This is a genomic window from Chitinophaga oryzae (assembly GCF_012516375.2).
Classification (GTDB): domain Bacteria; phylum Bacteroidota; class Bacteroidia; order Chitinophagales; family Chitinophagaceae; genus Chitinophaga; species Chitinophaga oryzae.
On record NZ_CP051204.2, the window covers coordinates 2747052 to 2763952 of the forward strand.

The 16901-nt window shown below is 52.6% G+C and carries 11 protein-coding genes; 6 read left to right on the plus strand and 5 right to left on the minus strand.

Features of this window, described 5'->3' with window-relative positions; genetic code table 11:
- Positions 1–27: 27 nt before the first annotated feature.
- Positions 28–2076: an elongation factor G gene (fusA, locus tag HF324_RS11545; protein ID WP_168802606.1), complete on the minus strand. Its 2049-nt coding sequence runs from the start codon at positions 2074–2076 to the stop codon at positions 28–30.
- A gap of 555 nt (positions 2077–2631) precedes the next feature.
- On the opposite strand from fusA, the gene HF324_RS11550 reads away from it, so the two are divergent.
- The 4 genes from HF324_RS11550 (at position 2632) to HF324_RS11565 (ending at position 5531) form a co-directional block, all read left to right on the plus strand.
- Positions 2632–3465, plus strand: coding sequence for an aldo/keto reductase (locus HF324_RS11550; protein WP_168859819.1), 834 nt, complete (start codon positions 2632–2634; stop codon positions 3463–3465).
- A gap of 162 nt (positions 3466–3627) precedes the next feature.
- Positions 3628–4281: a FadR/GntR family transcriptional regulator gene (locus HF324_RS11555; RefSeq protein ID WP_168859820.1), complete on the plus strand. Its 654-nt coding sequence runs from the start codon at positions 3628–3630 to the stop codon at positions 4279–4281.
- A gap of 11 nt (positions 4282–4292) precedes the next feature.
- On the plus strand, positions 4293–5126 hold the full coding sequence (locus tag HF324_RS11560; protein ID WP_168802609.1) for a sulfite exporter TauE/SafE family protein: 834 nt from the start codon (positions 4293–4295) through the stop codon (positions 5124–5126).
- A 9-nt stretch (positions 5127–5135) separates the two neighbouring features.
- Positions 5136–5531 (plus strand): DUF1634 domain-containing protein, encoded by a 396-nt coding sequence (locus HF324_RS11565; protein ID WP_168802610.1) that lies wholly within the window; start codon positions 5136–5138, stop codon positions 5529–5531.
- On the opposite strand, the gene HF324_RS11570 is transcribed toward HF324_RS11565, so the two are convergent.
- Entirely contained in the window at positions 5532–6659 is a 1128-nt protein-coding gene (locus tag HF324_RS11570; RefSeq protein ID WP_168802611.1) for an aminotransferase class V-fold PLP-dependent enzyme, read from the minus strand.
- A 132-nt stretch (positions 6660–6791) separates the two neighbouring features.
- On the opposite strand from HF324_RS11570, the gene HF324_RS11575 reads away from it, so the two are divergent.
- Positions 6792–8948, plus strand: a complete 2157-nt coding sequence (locus tag HF324_RS11575; RefSeq protein WP_258539494.1) for a glycoside hydrolase family 3 N-terminal domain-containing protein — start codon at positions 6792–6794, stop codon at positions 8946–8948.
- 43 nt (positions 8949–8991) lie between these two features.
- On the opposite strand, the gene HF324_RS11580 is transcribed toward HF324_RS11575, so the two are convergent.
- From HF324_RS11580 to HF324_RS11590, 3 genes are all read right to left on the minus strand, one after another.
- Entirely contained in the window at positions 8992–10230 is a 1239-nt protein-coding gene (locus HF324_RS11580; protein WP_168802612.1) for a cation:proton antiporter, read from the minus strand.
- Between the two features lie 205 nt (positions 10231–10435).
- Positions 10436–11443, minus strand: a complete 1008-nt coding sequence (locus HF324_RS11585) for a helix-turn-helix transcriptional regulator (protein ID WP_168859821.1) — start codon at positions 11441–11443, stop codon at positions 10436–10438.
- 359 nt (positions 11444–11802) lie between these two features.
- The gene (locus HF324_RS11590) at positions 11803–13041 is read right to left on the minus strand and encodes a multidrug effflux MFS transporter (protein ID WP_258539495.1); all 1239 of its coding nucleotides are present in this window, start codon (positions 13039–13041) and stop codon (positions 11803–11805) included.
- A gap of 167 nt (positions 13042–13208) precedes the next feature.
- On the opposite strand from HF324_RS11590, the gene HF324_RS11595 reads away from it, so the two are divergent.
- Positions 13209–16826 carry a T9SS type B sorting domain-containing protein gene (locus tag HF324_RS11595; protein WP_168859823.1) on the plus strand — a complete coding sequence of 1206 codons (3618 nt, stop codon included), beginning with the start codon at positions 13209–13211 and terminating at the stop codon, positions 16824–16826.
- Positions 16827–16901: the final 75 nt, after the last annotated feature.

Below are 16901 nucleotides of genomic sequence, written 5' to 3' on the forward strand. Positions count from 1 at the left end.
GGGCACCCTTTTTATTTGAGGCAGGCATCAGCGGCTGACCGGTTGATAGGCTTCGAAAGTGACAGAGGCATTGGCTCTTCCGGAGGAGAGCGTACGCAGGGTGGTCACATATCCGAAGAGGTCGGCCAGCGGCACACTGGCAGTGATGTCCTGCACATTGTTTTTGATTTCCATGTGACGGATCACGCCACGGCGCCTGTTAAGATCGCCGGCGAGCGCACCGGTATATTCTTCCGGTGTGGTGACTTCCACGGACATGACCGGTTCCAGCATACGCGGGCCCGCCTGGGCCGCGATATTGCGGAAAGCAATCATGGCCACCTGTTCAAAGTCCTGCGCGTGGGAGTCGTTGGGATGTATTTTACCATCGAGCAGCCGGATACGCATGGCATGAAGGGGATACCCTTTGAGCGGGCCGGTTTTCATCGCAGCTTCAAAGCCTTTGCTGATGGAAGGAATGAACTCCTTCGGTATGGCGCCGCCTTTGATGTCGTTGATAAATTCCAGTCCCGGCTGACCGTCTTCCCGGGGCGACATTTCAAACGTGATGTCTGCAAAGTTGCCCGAGCCGCCGGTTTGTTTTTTAAACACCTCATGATGGGTGACCGCCTGCGTGAGTATTTCCTTGTACGCAATCTGCGGCGCCCCTTTGTTGATCTGCAGCTGGTATTCCGTGGCCAGTTTTTCCAGCACCACTTCCAGGTGCAGTTCACCCATGCCTTTGAGGATAGTTTGGCCGGAGGCCTTGTCTACCTCTACTGACAAGGTGGGATCTTCATCCAGCAGTCCTGCCAGCGCTTCGCCCAGCCTGTCGGCATCTTTGGCTGCTTTGGCTTCCACGGCGTAACCGATCATGGGTTCGGGGAAGCTGATACGTTCCAGCAATACCGGATGGTCCGGATGGGACAGCGTGTCGCCGGTTTTAACGTCTTTCAGTCCTACTACTGCGCCGATGTCGCCGGCGCCTATTTCGTTCACCGGTTCAAACTTATCGGACATGATGCGCAGCAGGCGGCTGATGCGGACGGTACGGCCGGAGCGGCTGTTCCACAGCATGTCGCCCGTGCGTAAAATGCCGGCATATACGCGTACTAACGTCAACCTGCCTACGTAGTCGTCGACCATAATTTTGAAGGCCAGTCCGGCTACCTTCGATTCAGGGGTGGCCGGTATGGTAATGGCTTCGCCGGAATCAGGATCGGCGGCATGTACCACCGGAATATCTTCCGGCGAGGGCAGGTAGGCCGCCACCGCGTTGAGCAGGGGCTGTATGCCTTTATTCCTGTAGGCGGCGCCTGCGAAGGCCGGTACGGCCAGCATGTTGAGCGTGGCATAGCGCATGGCGGCTATGATGGTTGCTTCGCTGACGTTGTCCGGTGTGCCGGTGTATTGTTCCAGCAGTGGTTCGTACAACAGCGACAGTTCTTCCAGCATATTCCTGCGGGCCTGCATGGCCGCTTCCAGCAGCTCGTCCGGGATGGCTGTTTCTTCAAACAGTTTACCGTCGTCGTCATGCCAGAGCAGCGCTTTCATGCGGACAAGGTCTATTACGCCGGTGAAGCTGTCTTCCTGCCCGATGGGCAGCTGCAGCGGAATAACGTTAGCGTGCAGTCGTTCCCGTATTTCGGCCACAACCCGCTGGAAGTCGGCGCCCTGCCGGTCCATTTTATTGATCATCACAATGCGCGGCACGTTGTAGTGGTTGGCCTGGCGCCATACTGTTTCTGATTGCGGCTGCACGCCCGAGCGGGCGCAGAATACCGCGACGGCGCCGTCGAGCACGCGCAGAGAACGTTCTACTTCGGCCGTAAAATCCACGTGGCCGGGCGTATCAATAATATTGACCTGGTATTTTTCATCCGCATAATTCCAGTACGTGGTGATCGCTGCGGAAGAGATGGTGATGCCCCGTTTTTCTTCCTGCGGATCGGTGTCCATGATGGTATTACCGTCATCTACATTACCCAGTTTATGTGTAAGGCCGGTGTAATACAGCATTCTTTCCGTGAGTGTTGTTTTACCGGCGTCGATATGCGCCATGATGCCTATATTTCTGAATCGGGACAGTTGTCTCATATAATATCTTCTTTAAAAATCGGAATAAAAAAGCCTCTCATACGGTAATGAGAGGCATTGCGTTATGGCAACAGCATGCCAGACATTACCGGTGTGGCCGGATGTATACAGTCATTGTTGTGATCAATACTTTCATAAGGCAGTGATCATTTACAGTATGTAAAAAGGGAGCCGGAACGGCAGGGGAGACAAAATAAAAAGGCCTCTTCGGATGAAGAGGCCTCCAATATGATAATGGGAGTTATTTCACTTGATGATACCTCTTATATCCGGGTTGGATCTGCCTCCCCGTCTTGAATAAAGACAATACGAGTACTTGCAATTACCGCTCTGATAACGGAATCGTTTTTCCTGTTTGCCTGATATTTAAAGGTGTTTTTCATCTCTTTAATGTGAGTGATTTTTTGCGATGCAAAGATAATGATATTTCTGATGTGAACAAAATGCGGTACGGATTGTCTTCTATTTGTACAGAAAATTCGCAGGATTGTACCGATGACGATCGGCCGGTTGGGTGTACTTTTGCATCATCCTTTTATGATAAAATTTAAACGAATGAATATTACAGATCTTACAGGCACTGTGCAATTGGCTAACGGCGTAAAGATGCCTTATTTCGGATTAGGTGTGTGGCAGACCAATGAAGGACAGGAAGTGATAGATGCCGTGACTTATGCGCTGGACGCTGGTTACCGGCACATTGATACCGCGGCGGTTTACGAAAATGAAGACGGCGTAGGCACCGCTGTCGCCAATAACAAAACAGACAGAAAAGATATTTTTATTACCAGTAAAGTCTGGAATGCTGATCAGGGTTACGATAGTACGCTGAAGGCGTTTGACACTTCCCTGGAAAAACTGAAAACCGACTACCTGGACCTTTACCTGATCCACTGGCCGGTAAAAGGAAAGTACAAAGAAACCTGGCGCGCGCTGGAAAAACTGTATGCAGACGGCCGGGTAAAAGCCATCGGCGTCAGCAATTTCCTCCAACATCACCTGGAAGACCTGTTCCAGAGCGCTAACATATTGCCGATGGTAGACCAGCTGGAGTTCCATCCTTACCTCGTGCAACAACCGCTGCTCGATTTCTGTCGTCAGCACCACATTCAATACCAGGCCTGGAGCCCGCTGATGCAGGGCAAAGCGTTTAAAGTGCCTGAACTGCAGCAGCTGGCGGAAAAGTACGGTGTGACCGTAGCTCAACTGGTGCTGCGCTGGGATTTGCAGAAAGGGGTGGTGACTATCCCGAAAAGCGTTCAGCAGCAACGTATCATTTCCAATGCAGAGATTTTCGATTTCGAGATCACCGCTGAAGATGTGGCGGCAATGGATGCACTGGACCGGGGCGAAAGAATGGGGCCCGACCCGGACAACTTTAATTTCTAAGATCTTCATCGATTGTAAGCATACGGATCATGCTTGTATTAAGCCGTCTCTCCACAGCAGAGGCGGCTTTTTTATTTTTTTCCTTAAAACATCAGATGTTTAATTTAAACATCATACCTTTGTTGAAATTTCTGAATTTTAAATTTTCAAATTTTGAAATAGATGGACCAGACATCGAAACTTTCCAACCGCGTTATCAACGCTATACAGAAAGACATCTCACAGGGCATTTATAAACCCGGACAGAAGATACCGACAGAACCTGAGCTGATGGTGCAGTACGCGGTAGGGCGTTCCACCATCCGGGAGGCGATAAAGACGCTCGCCATGTCGGGCGTATTGCGTGTGCAGCAGGGATCGGGCACCTATGTGAGTGAGACGGTGCAGACAGAATCGCTGGACCAGCGGCTGCGGCGTGCGGATTTTGAAGAGATCAACCAGGTGCGGCGCATGCTGGACTATGAAATTGTGAAGCTGGCGGCGCAGCATCATACCAAAGCGTCGCTGGCAGAGATGAAGAAATACCTCGACCTGCGTAAAAAAGCGATCCTGGAGCAGCGGTACCAGGACTGCATGGAGGCGGACATCGCGTTTCATACAACCATTGCCAAAGCCAGCGGCAATCATGTGCTGGCGGACCTCTATCGCAGTTTTACCGCTGTGATCCGTGACTTCTTTGCCAAAAGGGACACCGAGAGCATCAGTCATTTTGCGATCAGTCATCATCTGCATGAACAGTTGTATGAAGCTGTTAAAAGCGGTAATGTGAAGTTATCCCGGCAGGCGATGGAAGATATCCTGGACAACAACTACTAAAATTCTGACAGATGAACATACTTATTTTCAGCCTGATACTCCTGGCAGGCGCTTATGTGGCGGGTCTTCTAGGTTCGCTGACAGGCCTGGGCGGAGGAGTGGTCGTTATCCCGTTACTGACGCTGGTGTTTCATGTAGATATCCGTTACGCTATCGGGGCGGCGCTGCTGGCTTCCATCGCCAATTCGTCCGGTGCGGCATCGGCTTACATCAAAGAGGGGATCACCAACGTGCGGCTGGGCATGTTCCTGGAAATAGCGACCACGGTGGGAGCGGTAGGAGGGGCGCTGATAGCGGTCTTTACGCCGACAAATACCATCGCTATCCTCTTTGGCGTGGTATTGATTTTTTCCGCACTGATGACTGTCCGCAAGAAACATGAACATGCCCTGCAGGAAGGCAGCCGCTTGTCCTACATCTTAAAACTGAACAGCAATTACCCTACGCCGCAGGGTGAAGTATCCTACAAACTGCAGAACATTGGCGGCGGTTTTTCCATCATGTTGCTGGCGGGCGTCTTATCCGGACTGCTGGGCATTGGCTCCGGTGCGTTGAAAGTGCTGGCGATGGATGGGGCCATGAAGATACCTTTTAAGGTCAGCACCACGACCAGCAATTTTATGATCGGCGTTACGGCGGCCGCCAGCGCAGTTGTGTATTTACAACGCGGTTACATTGATCCGGGCATCGCTTTCCCGGTGGTGCTGGGCGTGCTGGGCGGCGCCTTTACCGGCGCACGGTTGCTTACCGTGATGAACCCGAAAACGTTGCGGTACATTTTCTGCGCAGCCATTTCTTTTGTAGCGCTGGAAATGATCTACAACGGATTACATCATCAGTTTTAAATACCGGCCATGAAACTTATTAAAACACTCACCGGCGACAGAGATATTGCTTTACTGGTAGGACAGGTGCTGCGTACCGGCGTGATCACCGCCAGCGCCATTGCTTTTGTGGGAGGCGTCTTATACCTGGCCAAACATGGGGCAGACAGTATCCCCGATTACAGCACATTTACCGGCGAAGGAAAAGAGTACACGACGTTCAGCGGTATCTTCCGCGGGCTGACAACATTCAAACCTTCAGCCGTCATCCAGTTCGGGGCATTGATACTGCTGGCCACGCCTATACTCCGCATCTGCTTTTCCCTCATTGGATTTGCTGTGGAGAAAGACAGGATGTACGTGGTGATCACGCTGATCGTGTTGGGCATCATTCTCTTCAGCATGTTCGGCGGCCTGAAAGTATAGTTATTGCAGCACGGCGAAAAGGGCGTCGATATCAGTTTTGTTGTTGTAGAAGTTGAGCGCCACTGTGAGCGTATTGTTTTTATAACGGGCCATCACGTTGTGTTGTACCAGCCGCTGATTTTGTTCCGGTGATATTTTCAGTCGCTGTATCGACGAAAGATGTGGCTGTTCAAAGTCAGAGAGTACTTCGACCTGGTGCGCCGCTGCCTGTTCATGCAGGTAGTTAATCAGCAGGTGTATGTAAGCGTCGATGTCTGCAATGCCGATGGCTTCCAGGTACCGCAGGGCTTCACCGAGCAGCAGGATATTGAGAAAAGCCGGTGTGCCCTGTTCAAATACGGTAGCGTCCTTTTTCGGCGTAAACTGGGTATAGTCCTGCGTCGTATCAAAGTCGGGGTTGGGATAGGTGACATTGTACCATCCCATGGTTTGGGGCGGATATTTTTCCAGTATTTGCTGAGACACGTACATGCCACCGGCGCCGTAGCCCGCGGCTGCCCATTTGTAGGTATGGAAAATGAGGATGTCGATGTTGGCGGTTTTCACATCTATTTCATTGATGCCGAAAGACTGCGTGGCGTCTACGATCAGTATCAATCCATGTTTTTTACATAACGAGCCTATGGCCGCGAGGTCGTGACGGTAGCCGGAGCGGAACATGACATGGCTGAGGATCAGGATACGGGTATCGGAAGTGATTTGCTGTTCTATGGCGGTGACAGGTATGGCGCCGTTTGCCTCCGGCTGTACCAGTCGCACGGGATGTCCGTGATGTATCCAGGGCACGAAGCTGGTAGGGAAATCATCTTTCATGGTAAGAATTTCAAACGTTCGGGGGAACATGCCCGTCAGCAGTCCCATCGCCTGTGCGGTATTGGTGATAAAAGCCATCTCCGAAGGGGATGCGTTCACGGTACGGGCCAGAGCAGCGCGGACCTGTTGCACTTCGGGATCCCAGGCGGGCATCACCCCGCGGCCCTGTTCACTCAGGTCAGTCAGTAGTTTTGTTGCTTTGGCCACCAGCGGCTTGCTCACCGGACCGCCGCCATTGGTAAAGAGGTAAGTGTATTTACTGAAGACCGGGAAATCGGCTCTTATCTGTTCCCATTTGCGATTGCTGGCTTCCATCTTTCTATACTATTTTATTAATTGCTGATTCTTACTAAACAAACCGCCCGCACCCGTTTTATTTACAATATAAACACGATAACTTGCGATGTACGACGGGAATTAATTCATATACAATTTAAGGCTTTTAGCATGTTGAAAAAAAGAAAACTGCTGGCATATGCGATGGCGCTGCTACCGGTAGGAACATTGTGTGCACAGGAACAGCCGTTGTTCCGAAAGGCAGGCGCGCCGCTGGACCAGCGTGTGAGTGATCTGCTGCATACGCTGACGTTATCCGAAAAAATCTCCCTGCTGGGGTATAACAGTCCCGCTATAGAGCGGCTGCATATTCCGGCGTATAACTGGTGGAATGAAGCACTGCACGGCATCGCCCGTGGCGGCGAGGCGACCGTTTTTCCGCAGGCCGTCGGTCTGTCGGCTTCGTTTAACGCACCGCTGGCGAAGGCAGTAGCGGCATCCATCTCCACGGAAGCGCGTGCCAAATACAACCTGGCGGTGGCCGCAGGGCGTCATGTGCAATATATGGGGCTCAATTTCTGGACACCTAATATCAACATTTTCCGCGATCCACGCTGGGGCCGGGGCCAGGAGACCTATGGAGAAGACCCATACCTGACGGGTGTTATGGCCGGCGCATTTGTGCAGGGCTTACAAGGCGACGAACCGGGAGCGCTGAAAACGGCTGCCTGCGCCAAACATTTTGCGGTGCATAGCGGACCGGAAGCGGACCGTCACAGTTTTAACGCTGTGGTGGATGAAAAAGACCTGCGGGAAACCTACCTGTATGCTTTTAAGAAGATGGTGGATGGTCATGTGGAATCCATTATGTGCGCCTATAACCGGGTGAACAGTCAGCCTTGCTGCACCGGAAACACACTGTTGCAGGACATCCTGCGGAAGGAATGGAAGTTTGGCGGGCAGGTGGTGACCGACTGCTGGGCGCTGGATGATATCTGGTTGCGCCATAAGGCCATCCCTACGCGCGAAGAGGTGGCTGCGGCCGCGATCAAAGCCGGTGTTAACCTGGATTGCGCCAATATCTTACAGGACGATGTGTTAAAAGCGATCGATAAGGGCTGGCTGAAACCGGCGGAGGTAGACAGTGCGCTGAGCGCCAGTCTGCGTACCCAGATGAAGCTTGGGCTGTACGATGCGCCGGGAGCCAGCCGTTACAGCGGTTACGGCGCCGACAGCGTTAACAACGCCTGGCATACCGCACTGGCCTTACAGGCCGCCAGAGAGAGTATGGTACTGCTGAAAAATAACGGCGTATTGCCGCTGCGTGCCGACAAATACGCCTCCATGCTGGTCACCGGTTCCAATTCCGCTTCGCTGGAAGCCCTGATGGGCAACTATCACGGCGTATCCGGCAATATGGTGACTTTTACCGCCGGCCTCAGTAAAGCCGCGGGGCCCGGTATGGCGCTGCAATACGACCAGGGGTGCGACTTTACCGACACGCTGCATTTTGGCGGTATCTGGGCTTCCCAGAACTGTGATGTGACCGTTGCCGTGATAGGACTGACGCCACTGCTGGAAGGAGAAGAGGGGGATGCCTTCCTGTCTGCTTCCGGAGGAGATAAAAATTCGTTGAGCCTTCCCCGTTCGCAGGTGGTTTTTATGCAGAAACTAAGGGCTGCGCACAAAAAGCCGATCATCGCCGTGGTAACGGCCGGCAGCGCGGTAGATGTTTCCGCTATTGAACCGTATGCAGATGCGATCATCTTCGCGTGGTACCCGGGAGAACAAGGGGGGAATGCACTCGCGGATATCATCTTCGGAAAGTATTCGCCCGCAGGGCGCCTCCCGGTCACCTTTTACCAGTCGCTCCAAGACCTGCCGGATTATAAGGACTATAGCATGAAAAACCGCACTTACCGTTATTTTACCGGTAAGGTGGCCTATCCTTTCGGTTTCGGTCTGAGCTATACCACGTTTGCCTATGACTGGCAACAGGCGCCGGCAGCAGGTTACAAGGCGAATGACACTATTCGTATGTCCGTTCAGGTACGTAATACCGGCAGCATGGATGGCGATGAGGTGTTGCAGGCGTATATCACTTATCCCAATCAGGAGAGGATGCCGCTGAAAGAGCTGAAAGCGTTTAAGCGGGTGCATGTAAAGCAAGGCGGCACAACTGCCGTAACGCTGGAAATACCGATGGCGGAATTGCAGAAGTGGGACCTGCAGCAGCAGCGCTGGAAATTGTATAAAGGGACGTATGGTGTGCATATCGGGTCATCATCCGCAGATTTCAGACTGACGCGCAACATCGTTGTGAAATAAAAAGAAAAATGCCAGGACGAAAGCCCTGGCATTTTTTTTTGGTTTATGCGGCGACCATCCTGTTGACCACCCGTTTGAGGGTAAGGCCCTGGACAATGATGGAGAACAGTACCACGAAATAGCTTCCTGAAAGGATGATTTCCTTATAGGGGGATTCGGGCAGCGACATAGCGAGTGCCACGGAGATACCCCCGCGAAGACCGGCCCATACCAGTATGGTGATGCCTTTGTAGGTTGTTTTCAGCGACTTTTTCAGCAGCAATGAAGGGAGATAGATGCTCAGGGCCCTGGCCACCAGTACGAAGGCCACGGCAAAGAGGCCGGTGAGCCAGTAGTTTTTAAGGAATGGCATGAGCACGATCTGCAGGCCGATCATCACGAAGAGGATGGTGTTGAGCAGTTCGTCTATCAGGTGCCACACGTTATGAAAGTAACGTTGCATGTCTTCGGACTGTTTGGTACCCAATGAGGTGTTGCCGAGGATGAGACCTGCGGACACCGCAGCCAGCGGGATAGAAACGTGCAGCATGGCGCCTGTAACGGAAATGACCATCACCATGGATAGAGACACCATGACGATGATCTGGAAGTCATCCACCCGTTTCATGGTGCGGTAAGCCACCAGGCCGGATATGACGCCTAACAGGATACCGCCGAATACTTCCTGGGAGAAGAGGGCGACGGTGTGGGAAAAGGAGACGTGCGCATCAGCGCTGGCCGCCAGTTCTTTCAGGATCACGAAGAGCAGGATGCCGGTACCGTCATTCAGCAGGGATTCGCCCCCGATGATGGTCTCCAGCGAAGAGGGTACTTTGGATTTTTTCAGCACGGACATCACCGCCACCGGGTCGGTAGGGGAAATGAGCGCGCCGAACAACAGGCAGTACAGCAGCGGCAGTTCAACATTTAACATGCCGGTAGCCCAATACAGCAGGTAGCCGAAGATGAAGGTAGACCCGATAACGCCGACGGTACTGAGTACCAGTACTGGATAGCGCTGTTCTTTCAGTTTCTGAAAATCAAATTGCAGGGCACTCGCAAACAGGAGGAAACCTAACATAATATCCAGCAGTGTTTGTGTAAAGTCGATGCTGCTGGTGAGTTCCTTGATGAACGCATAGGCATCGGGAAAAATTTTACCGGTAAACAGGATCAATAAGGACAATAGCAGTGAAACCACGATCACGCCTATGGTTCCGGGCAGTTTGATAAACCGGTTGTTGATGTACGAAATCAGCGCACTGATAGTGATTAAAGCCGTAATAATTGTAAAAGTGTTCATAGCCTCCAGATAATGCCAGTTAAAGAATACAGATTTAAAAATGATAATGCTATCACTATAGGGGGCGCTAAAGATAGAAAAACATTTGTAAATCGGCCTGCTGGCGGCCCGGAATGGCTACTTTTTTAGCAGAAGGAAAGGAGAAGATATTCCGCTTGCCGCCTGAAAGACTTCAGGCGGCAGCGGATAGATGCAAAGGACATGGTCATTGTGCGTTCCGTATGTATACGGGATCGCAATGGAAATAGTTGATGAATGCGATGGTGAATACGTTTTCGTCCGGCAGGCCGATGCTCTGTGCGATGTCGGAGAGGGAAATATTTTCATATACCAGCCGTTGGTAGGCTTTGAGCATTTTCTGCTGAAAGGCAAAGTCTTCCAGTGGAATGTAGAACATGTTTTCGAAGGCGCCTGCCAGCACGGCGCTGGGCAGGTTGAAGAGAAAGGCGGTATGCATCAGGGGTGATTCCAGGTGCACATTGTCTTTCAGGTAGTCAAAGACTTTGATCAGCGTGTCGTCGTCTACCGGGCGGCGGATACCTTCAGGCGTGGCGTCCTGGCAGAGGTAGTTGCTGAAGATCGCTACGCAGCAGCGGCGCAGGAGGCATTCAGCCTGGTCTTCTATCAGGCGGCAATCCTTGATCACATCCAGCAACAGCTGGATGGCGATGTTGGTAGTGCAGTCGCGCTGGTTCAGCGGTTCGCTCTGGTCGGTAATTTTTTTCGAGAGGAGGCCTTTCAGTTCCGGGAATTCCCGTACCAGCGCGCCCATACAACCGGGGATGATGTTGATATGGAAACTGCTGATCTGTATGCCGGGAATCACCGGAACGGTATGCATTTGTTCCGGCAGGTTGAACAGGCAGATCTGCCGGCCTACCATGTTGAAGTCGCCTCTCCCGTGAATGTTCGCCACCACGGCGTCTGCCTGGTTAAAATGCAGCGCCAGGATATGACGGGGTGAATAAGGCGTAAGCAGGATATTCTTTTTCGCCAGCACCTCGTGATGCCAGATGGAAAAATCTCTCACTTTAATGTTCTGACAGAACATATCGCAATCATTATCCTGTTTGAAGTACTGACGGGCAAAGGGAATTACCGTATCGTTGAAATCGTCAGGGATCAGTTCCAAAGGGGTAAAATACTGGTCATCTCGTTCTATCAGGAGTATTTTGCGTTCCGGAATGGGCTTGATAGTATTTTGATCATCCATAAATTAAATGAATAAAAATGCGATTAAACTAAATCGATCAATACATAATCCTTACTTTCAGGAATAGGTCAGTTGAAAAATCAATGGTTATTTGTGCCGGTGATAATTGTTTTGTCATTATTTAAAACAGTGTATCACGCAGAAAAGTACTATGTCAAAATTGGGTTTTTTTCAAACAAAATAGAAGACTATTTATCCAGTCTTTAAATATGTTTATAAATTAACATCTTTCTTTCATCCGGAGAAATTTTTTTCCGGCAGAGATTGGGTTGATAGCTACAGTTACTTTACCTGTTGCAAAGATCGGGGAAAACGGTGTATATGCATCTCCCTGTTTACAAGGAGATGCACATTTTTTTCTAATGGGACAGTACGGCGCTGCCTTTTTCGGCGGCGACGGTCGTTTTAATCTGCCGGCGGCCGGTGAATAGCACGGCTATCGCGAGAAGTGAAGCGCTGCACATGGTGAAGGCGAGCGGAACGGCGTTATGGGTGTCATAGAGGCTCACTACGGTCGCAGCCAGTGCGCCGATACCCATCTGCAGTGCGCCCATCAGGGCAGAAGCCGTGCCTGCGTTCCTGGTAAACGGCGCAAGACACAATGCAGCGGTATTGGGATTGATGAAGCCCATACAGCAGAGGAAAAAAAACAGCAGCGCCAGCAGGCCGGTAAGGCCGAGCCATTCGTTCCACGCGCTGACCGCCATGATTACGGCTATCAGGCCCTGGAGCGTGAGCGCAACGGGCACGATCTGTTTGCTTTCATACCGTTTGAGCAGCACGCTGTTGACCTGGCTGCAGCCGATGAAACCGATGGACAGGCCGGCGAAGATCCAGCCGTAGGTCTTGCCGTCGAGATGATATACATCCATAAACACCTGCGGTGAGCCGGATACGTAGGCAAACAGCCCGGAGAATGCGATGGCGCCGGTGAAGGCGTACGTATAGAACTGCGGCGTGGTTGCCACTGTCCAGAAGCTCTGAATGATAGGGCCCGGTTTGAGAGAGAGGGCCGTGTCTGGTTTGTAGCTTTCCGGCAGCCACAGGACAGTGGCCAGCAGGAGCAGCAGGCCGATACCGCCCAGCACCACAAACACCGCATGCCAGTGAAATGCAGCGGACACATAGCCGCCAATGGTGGGGGCCAGCATAGGGGAGGCGCCCACCACCAGCATCAGCAATGCAAACACCCGCGCATTTTCCTTTACGGGAAACAGGTCTCGCACCATTGCCACAGAGGCCACCGTAGCGGCACAACTGCCGAGCGCCTGTATAAAACGAAGGACCACGAGGCTATTCAACGTGCCCGCATATACGCAGCCCAGAGAGGCCGCGATATATACCAGCAGTCCCAGTATCAGCGGCGTTTTACGGCCAAAGCGGTCCAGCAATGGCCCGTACAGCAGCTGGCCGGCCGAAATGCCAATGAAGAAACTGGAGAGGGACAGCCCCACCCGCGCCTGCTCTACGCCAAAATCTTTGGCGATCGCAGGAAAACTCGGCAGGTACATATCTATGGAAAAAGGCGCCAACGCCGTCATAGCGCCCAGGATCAATATCAGGAAAAAATAGCCGGATCGGGTATGTTCTTGTGTCACAGTCTGTTGGTTTAGCGTCAAACAACAAAAGTAGAACATCAGTTTTACACCTGCATCCCCTTAGCAGAATGATAATATTGATAGCAACATAGACGAAAATGATAACTACCGGTTGAAAATTAATTATAATTAATTTATATATATTTGCGCTTCCTATAATTGTCGAGATGAGCACTTCCATATTGAAAAGCCTGGCCGCCGCTTTATTGCTGGCGCTGGGCCCTCTCCTGACCTATGCCCAGGAGGGAATGCCGGCCACGGTACGGCCCTGCGGCACTGATCTTTTACTACAGCAATGGCGGCAGGATCCGTCTTTTCTGGCGCGGGAGCAAGCCATCAACCAGGCGTTGCTCCAACGTCATTACGTAAAAGCGCCGGGCGCACCGGCAGCAGATCCGGCCATCATCACCCTGCCGGTAGTGGTGCACATCCTGAATGAAAACCTCAACGCCTATACGGACCTGGACGTGGCCAACGCCATCCGGCAACTGAATGAAGCTTACAGCGCCACAGGGGCTTTTACCGGCGGCCGTACGGACACTAAAATCCGTTTCTGCCTCGCCCAAACAGCCCCCGACGGCGGCCGCACCAGCGGTATCCTCCGCAGCTACTCCTATCTGAACGATTTTGACGTAGACATGGAAGGGGGAGAAGTAACGGATATGGGCGCGTGGGACCGTGCCCGTTATATTAACATCTGGGTGGTATCCTCCATCCGCTCTGACTATATGCAGGACTTTAGCTGCGGTAAATGGAGCCGGCTGACCATGGGCGGTTATGCCAGCGCCGGCGGAGATATTGTGGTCGCCGGACTGGGCACAGGCGTGCTGGCCCACGAAATGGGGCACTACCTCAGCCTGCTGCATACCTTCGCGGCGCGGGATTGTAAAAACAATGACTGTCTCACCGACGGGGATATGGTCTGCGATACCCCGCCCGAAAAAACCATCACCGGCGGCTACGCCTGCAGCGCCCCGCAAAACTCCTGCAGCTCGGATACCTTGTCCGGCTTCACCGTCGACGTGCCCGACCTGCCGGACAATTTCATGGACTATGGCCAGGGCACCGGCTGTATCCTGGGCTTCACGCCGGGGCAGACAGAACGCATGCGTAATTTCATCGCTGCCGCGCTGCCACTGATGCAAGCCAGCACCGTCTGCAACGATCCCTGCGCCGGCTCACTCACCGCCGCCTTCACCCGCGACATCGCCTATCCCGTGGTAGGGGAAGTGGTGACCTTTACGGCTGCCGTAGCTGCAGGACAATCCGTACAGTGGCTGGTAGACGGCGCACCTGCCGGAACGGGCGTTACCCTGGCGCTGCCGGTCACCACACAGAAAACCTACCAGCTGGCATTGCGTGTAACCGATAACGTGACCGGCTGCCAGGCTTCCACGACAGACGCCATGCCGGTGAGCTGCGGCGTAGTGGCCCGATTCTATCCTGATAAACGCAAAATCGCTTCCAAACTGGGCATACAGACTGACCATGTAGTGTTTACCAACCGCTCCCGCAATGCGACCGCCTGGAAATGGCTGGTCAGCAACGACAAAGGCATGGCCGAAACAGTGGTGAGTACGGACGAACAACTGGATTATGTTTTCAATTCGCCCGGCAACTATAAAGTACGCCTGTACGCTACCGACGGACACTGTGAAGACTATACCAACCCGGTGACCATCGTGGTGGACGATCCCACTGCCGACGGGGTGGTGTACGTATCGGGGGTGGAATGTTATCAGCAGAACAAGCTGCGCGTGAAACTTTATTTTGAAAACAAGGGATACCAGACCATCCCTAAAAATACCCCTGTCTCTTTTTATGACGATGATCCGCGGCCGGGCAAAGGCAGGCGGTTAGGCACACCTTTCCTGCTGCCGGCAGACCTGCCCGGTAAATGCGTATCCGTATTGTATACCACCATTGTGGATGCTGGCCGTGAAGGCATAGATACGCTGGTGACGGTGATGAACGACAACGGCGCTGTTTTCCCGGTAGTGCTGCCCAATACCAGCGTGGAAGAAAGCAATTATGGCAACAACTTCAGCTTTAAAAAAGGCTTCCGCTTTCATGTGTCTCTTGCGCCGGGCGACTATACGCTCACGCCACAGCAGCAGCTGGTGCTGAAGCCTTCTTCCAGGGGAGGTACCCTCACCAGCGCGGTATGGGAAACATCTCCCTATCTGGATTGCAGCACCTGCATCAACGCTACTTTTACCGCACCCTATCGCAAAGACACGGTTACTGCCGTGAAGGTGCGCGGCTATAGCCAGTACGCGTGTTATGCCGATACCATGGCCACTTTGCACATCCCCCCGGTAGATGATTATACCGTCAAGCTGGACAAGGTGACCTGTTCCCGCGGCGACAGCCTGCATGTGGACTTTTCCCTGTGCAACGCCTATGCTCCGGGCAATATTCCTGCTACCTTGCAGGTCGACTTTTACGACCGTGCGCCGGGAAATCCTGCCGCGGTGAAGCTGGGCAACACCTTTCTTACACCAATGGCTTCCGCAGGCACCTGTAGCAGTTACGGGCAGTATCTCCGGAATACAGCCACGGGGCAGGTGGTGGCGGTGGTGAATAAAGATCACCGGCCCTTCCCGCCCACTACGGGTTTGAATGAGACAGATTATACCAACAATACGCATACGCTGGGTTATGTGCCGCCGGTGTTGACAGTCTTCCCGCAGGATACGACCGTATTCCGCAAGGCGCCTTTTCATTTTTATTACAAAGTGACCGGTTTTGATCCGGCTGCGGTCCGATGGGATAACAGTGACGCTTATACGATGGACTGCAATGACTGTCCCGCGCCATCCGTCCGGATGCTGGATAGCAGCCGGATAGGGCTAACGTTGACAAACCGTTACGGGTGTGTGCTTAAAGGAGAGGAGTATGTGCACCTTGTTCCGCCGGACCTGACGGTTAGTTTATTATCGGCGCGTTGTTATGATAATGAGCATATCCTTGTGAAGTTTAAGGTATGTGTGGCGAACGGTTACGACAGCATTTTCAGGAAGCTGCCGGTTTCTTTTTACAACGGTGATCCCGGTAATGAACGTACGAAAGTACTGGAGCCGTTGTTTTATACGCCTGCGCCGCAGGAGGGCGATTGCCGTGAGTTTACGCATGTGGTCAGCGCTCCGGTCACGGCAGAAGTAGTAGCGGTGGTTAATGACAAAAGCGGCGTTGTATGGAAAGAAACAGATTATACCAATAACCGGAGTGCATTGGATTATGAACGGTTTGCCATTCGCGCCACACCGGTGCTGATATCGTTGCCGAGACCGGCCAGCGTGCCTTTGCGTACGGCGGTCACCGGTGGCGCTGCCGCCGCTTATGCCTGGGAGCCCCGTTCGGGCCTGTCCTGTGCGACCTGTCCGTCCCCGGTAGCTGCCGCCACATCCTCCATGCGTTATGTTGTGACAGCCAGGAATGATTACTGGTGTACAGATACGGCGAGCGTGCAGATACAGACCTTTGTCAATGCAGGTATCAGTATGCCGAATGCTTTTTCGCCCAATGGCGACGGGCAGAACGATTACTTCTATGTGATTGGCAGCTGGGATATCCGGCAGGTAAGGAATTTGTCGGTGTTTAACCGTTCCGGCAACAAGGTGTTTGAGGCGGTGAATACGCCGGCCAACGACCGTGCCTATGGCTGGGACGGTATGGTAAAAGGACAGAAGGCGGATATGGGCACCTATGTTTATTTTGCTACGGTGGAATATACAGACGGTTCCGTAAAACTGATTAAAGGCGCGGTGACGCTTATCCGGTAAAAGAAGGACTTGTTATAAAAAAAGGAAAACCGGCTCGCAGTGAAGAGCCGGTTTCTTTTTTTCATCCTTTCACAC

Excerpts from the sequence above, each read along its gene's own strand:
- fusA (WP_168802606.1), bottom strand. The coding sequence starts at position 2,076 with ATGAGACAACTGTCCCGATTCAGAAATATAGGCATCATGGCGCATATC.
- HF324_RS11550 (WP_168859819.1), top strand. The coding sequence starts at position 2,632 with ATGAATATTACAGATCTTACAGGCACTGTGCAATTGGCTAACGGCGTA.
- HF324_RS11555 (WP_168859820.1), top strand. The coding sequence starts at position 3,628 with ATGGACCAGACATCGAAACTTTCCAACCGCGTTATCAACGCTATACAG.
- HF324_RS11560 (WP_168802609.1), top strand. The coding sequence starts at position 4,293 with ATGAACATACTTATTTTCAGCCTGATACTCCTGGCAGGCGCTTATGTG.
- HF324_RS11565 (WP_168802610.1), top strand. The coding sequence starts at position 5,136 with ATGAAACTTATTAAAACACTCACCGGCGACAGAGATATTGCTTTACTG.
- HF324_RS11570 (WP_168802611.1), bottom strand. The coding sequence starts at position 6,659 with ATGGAAGCCAGCAATCGCAAATGGGAACAGATAAGAGCCGATTTCCCG.
- HF324_RS11575 (WP_258539494.1), top strand. The coding sequence starts at position 6,792 with ATGTTGAAAAAAAGAAAACTGCTGGCATATGCGATGGCGCTGCTACCG.
- HF324_RS11580 (WP_168802612.1), bottom strand. The coding sequence starts at position 10,230 with ATGAACACTTTTACAATTATTACGGCTTTAATCACTATCAGTGCGCTG.
- HF324_RS11585 (WP_168859821.1), bottom strand. The coding sequence starts at position 11,443 with ATGGATGATCAAAATACTATCAAGCCCATTCCGGAACGCAAAATACTC.
- HF324_RS11595 (WP_168859823.1), top strand. The coding sequence starts at position 13,209 with ATGAGCACTTCCATATTGAAAAGCCTGGCCGCCGCTTTATTGCTGGCG.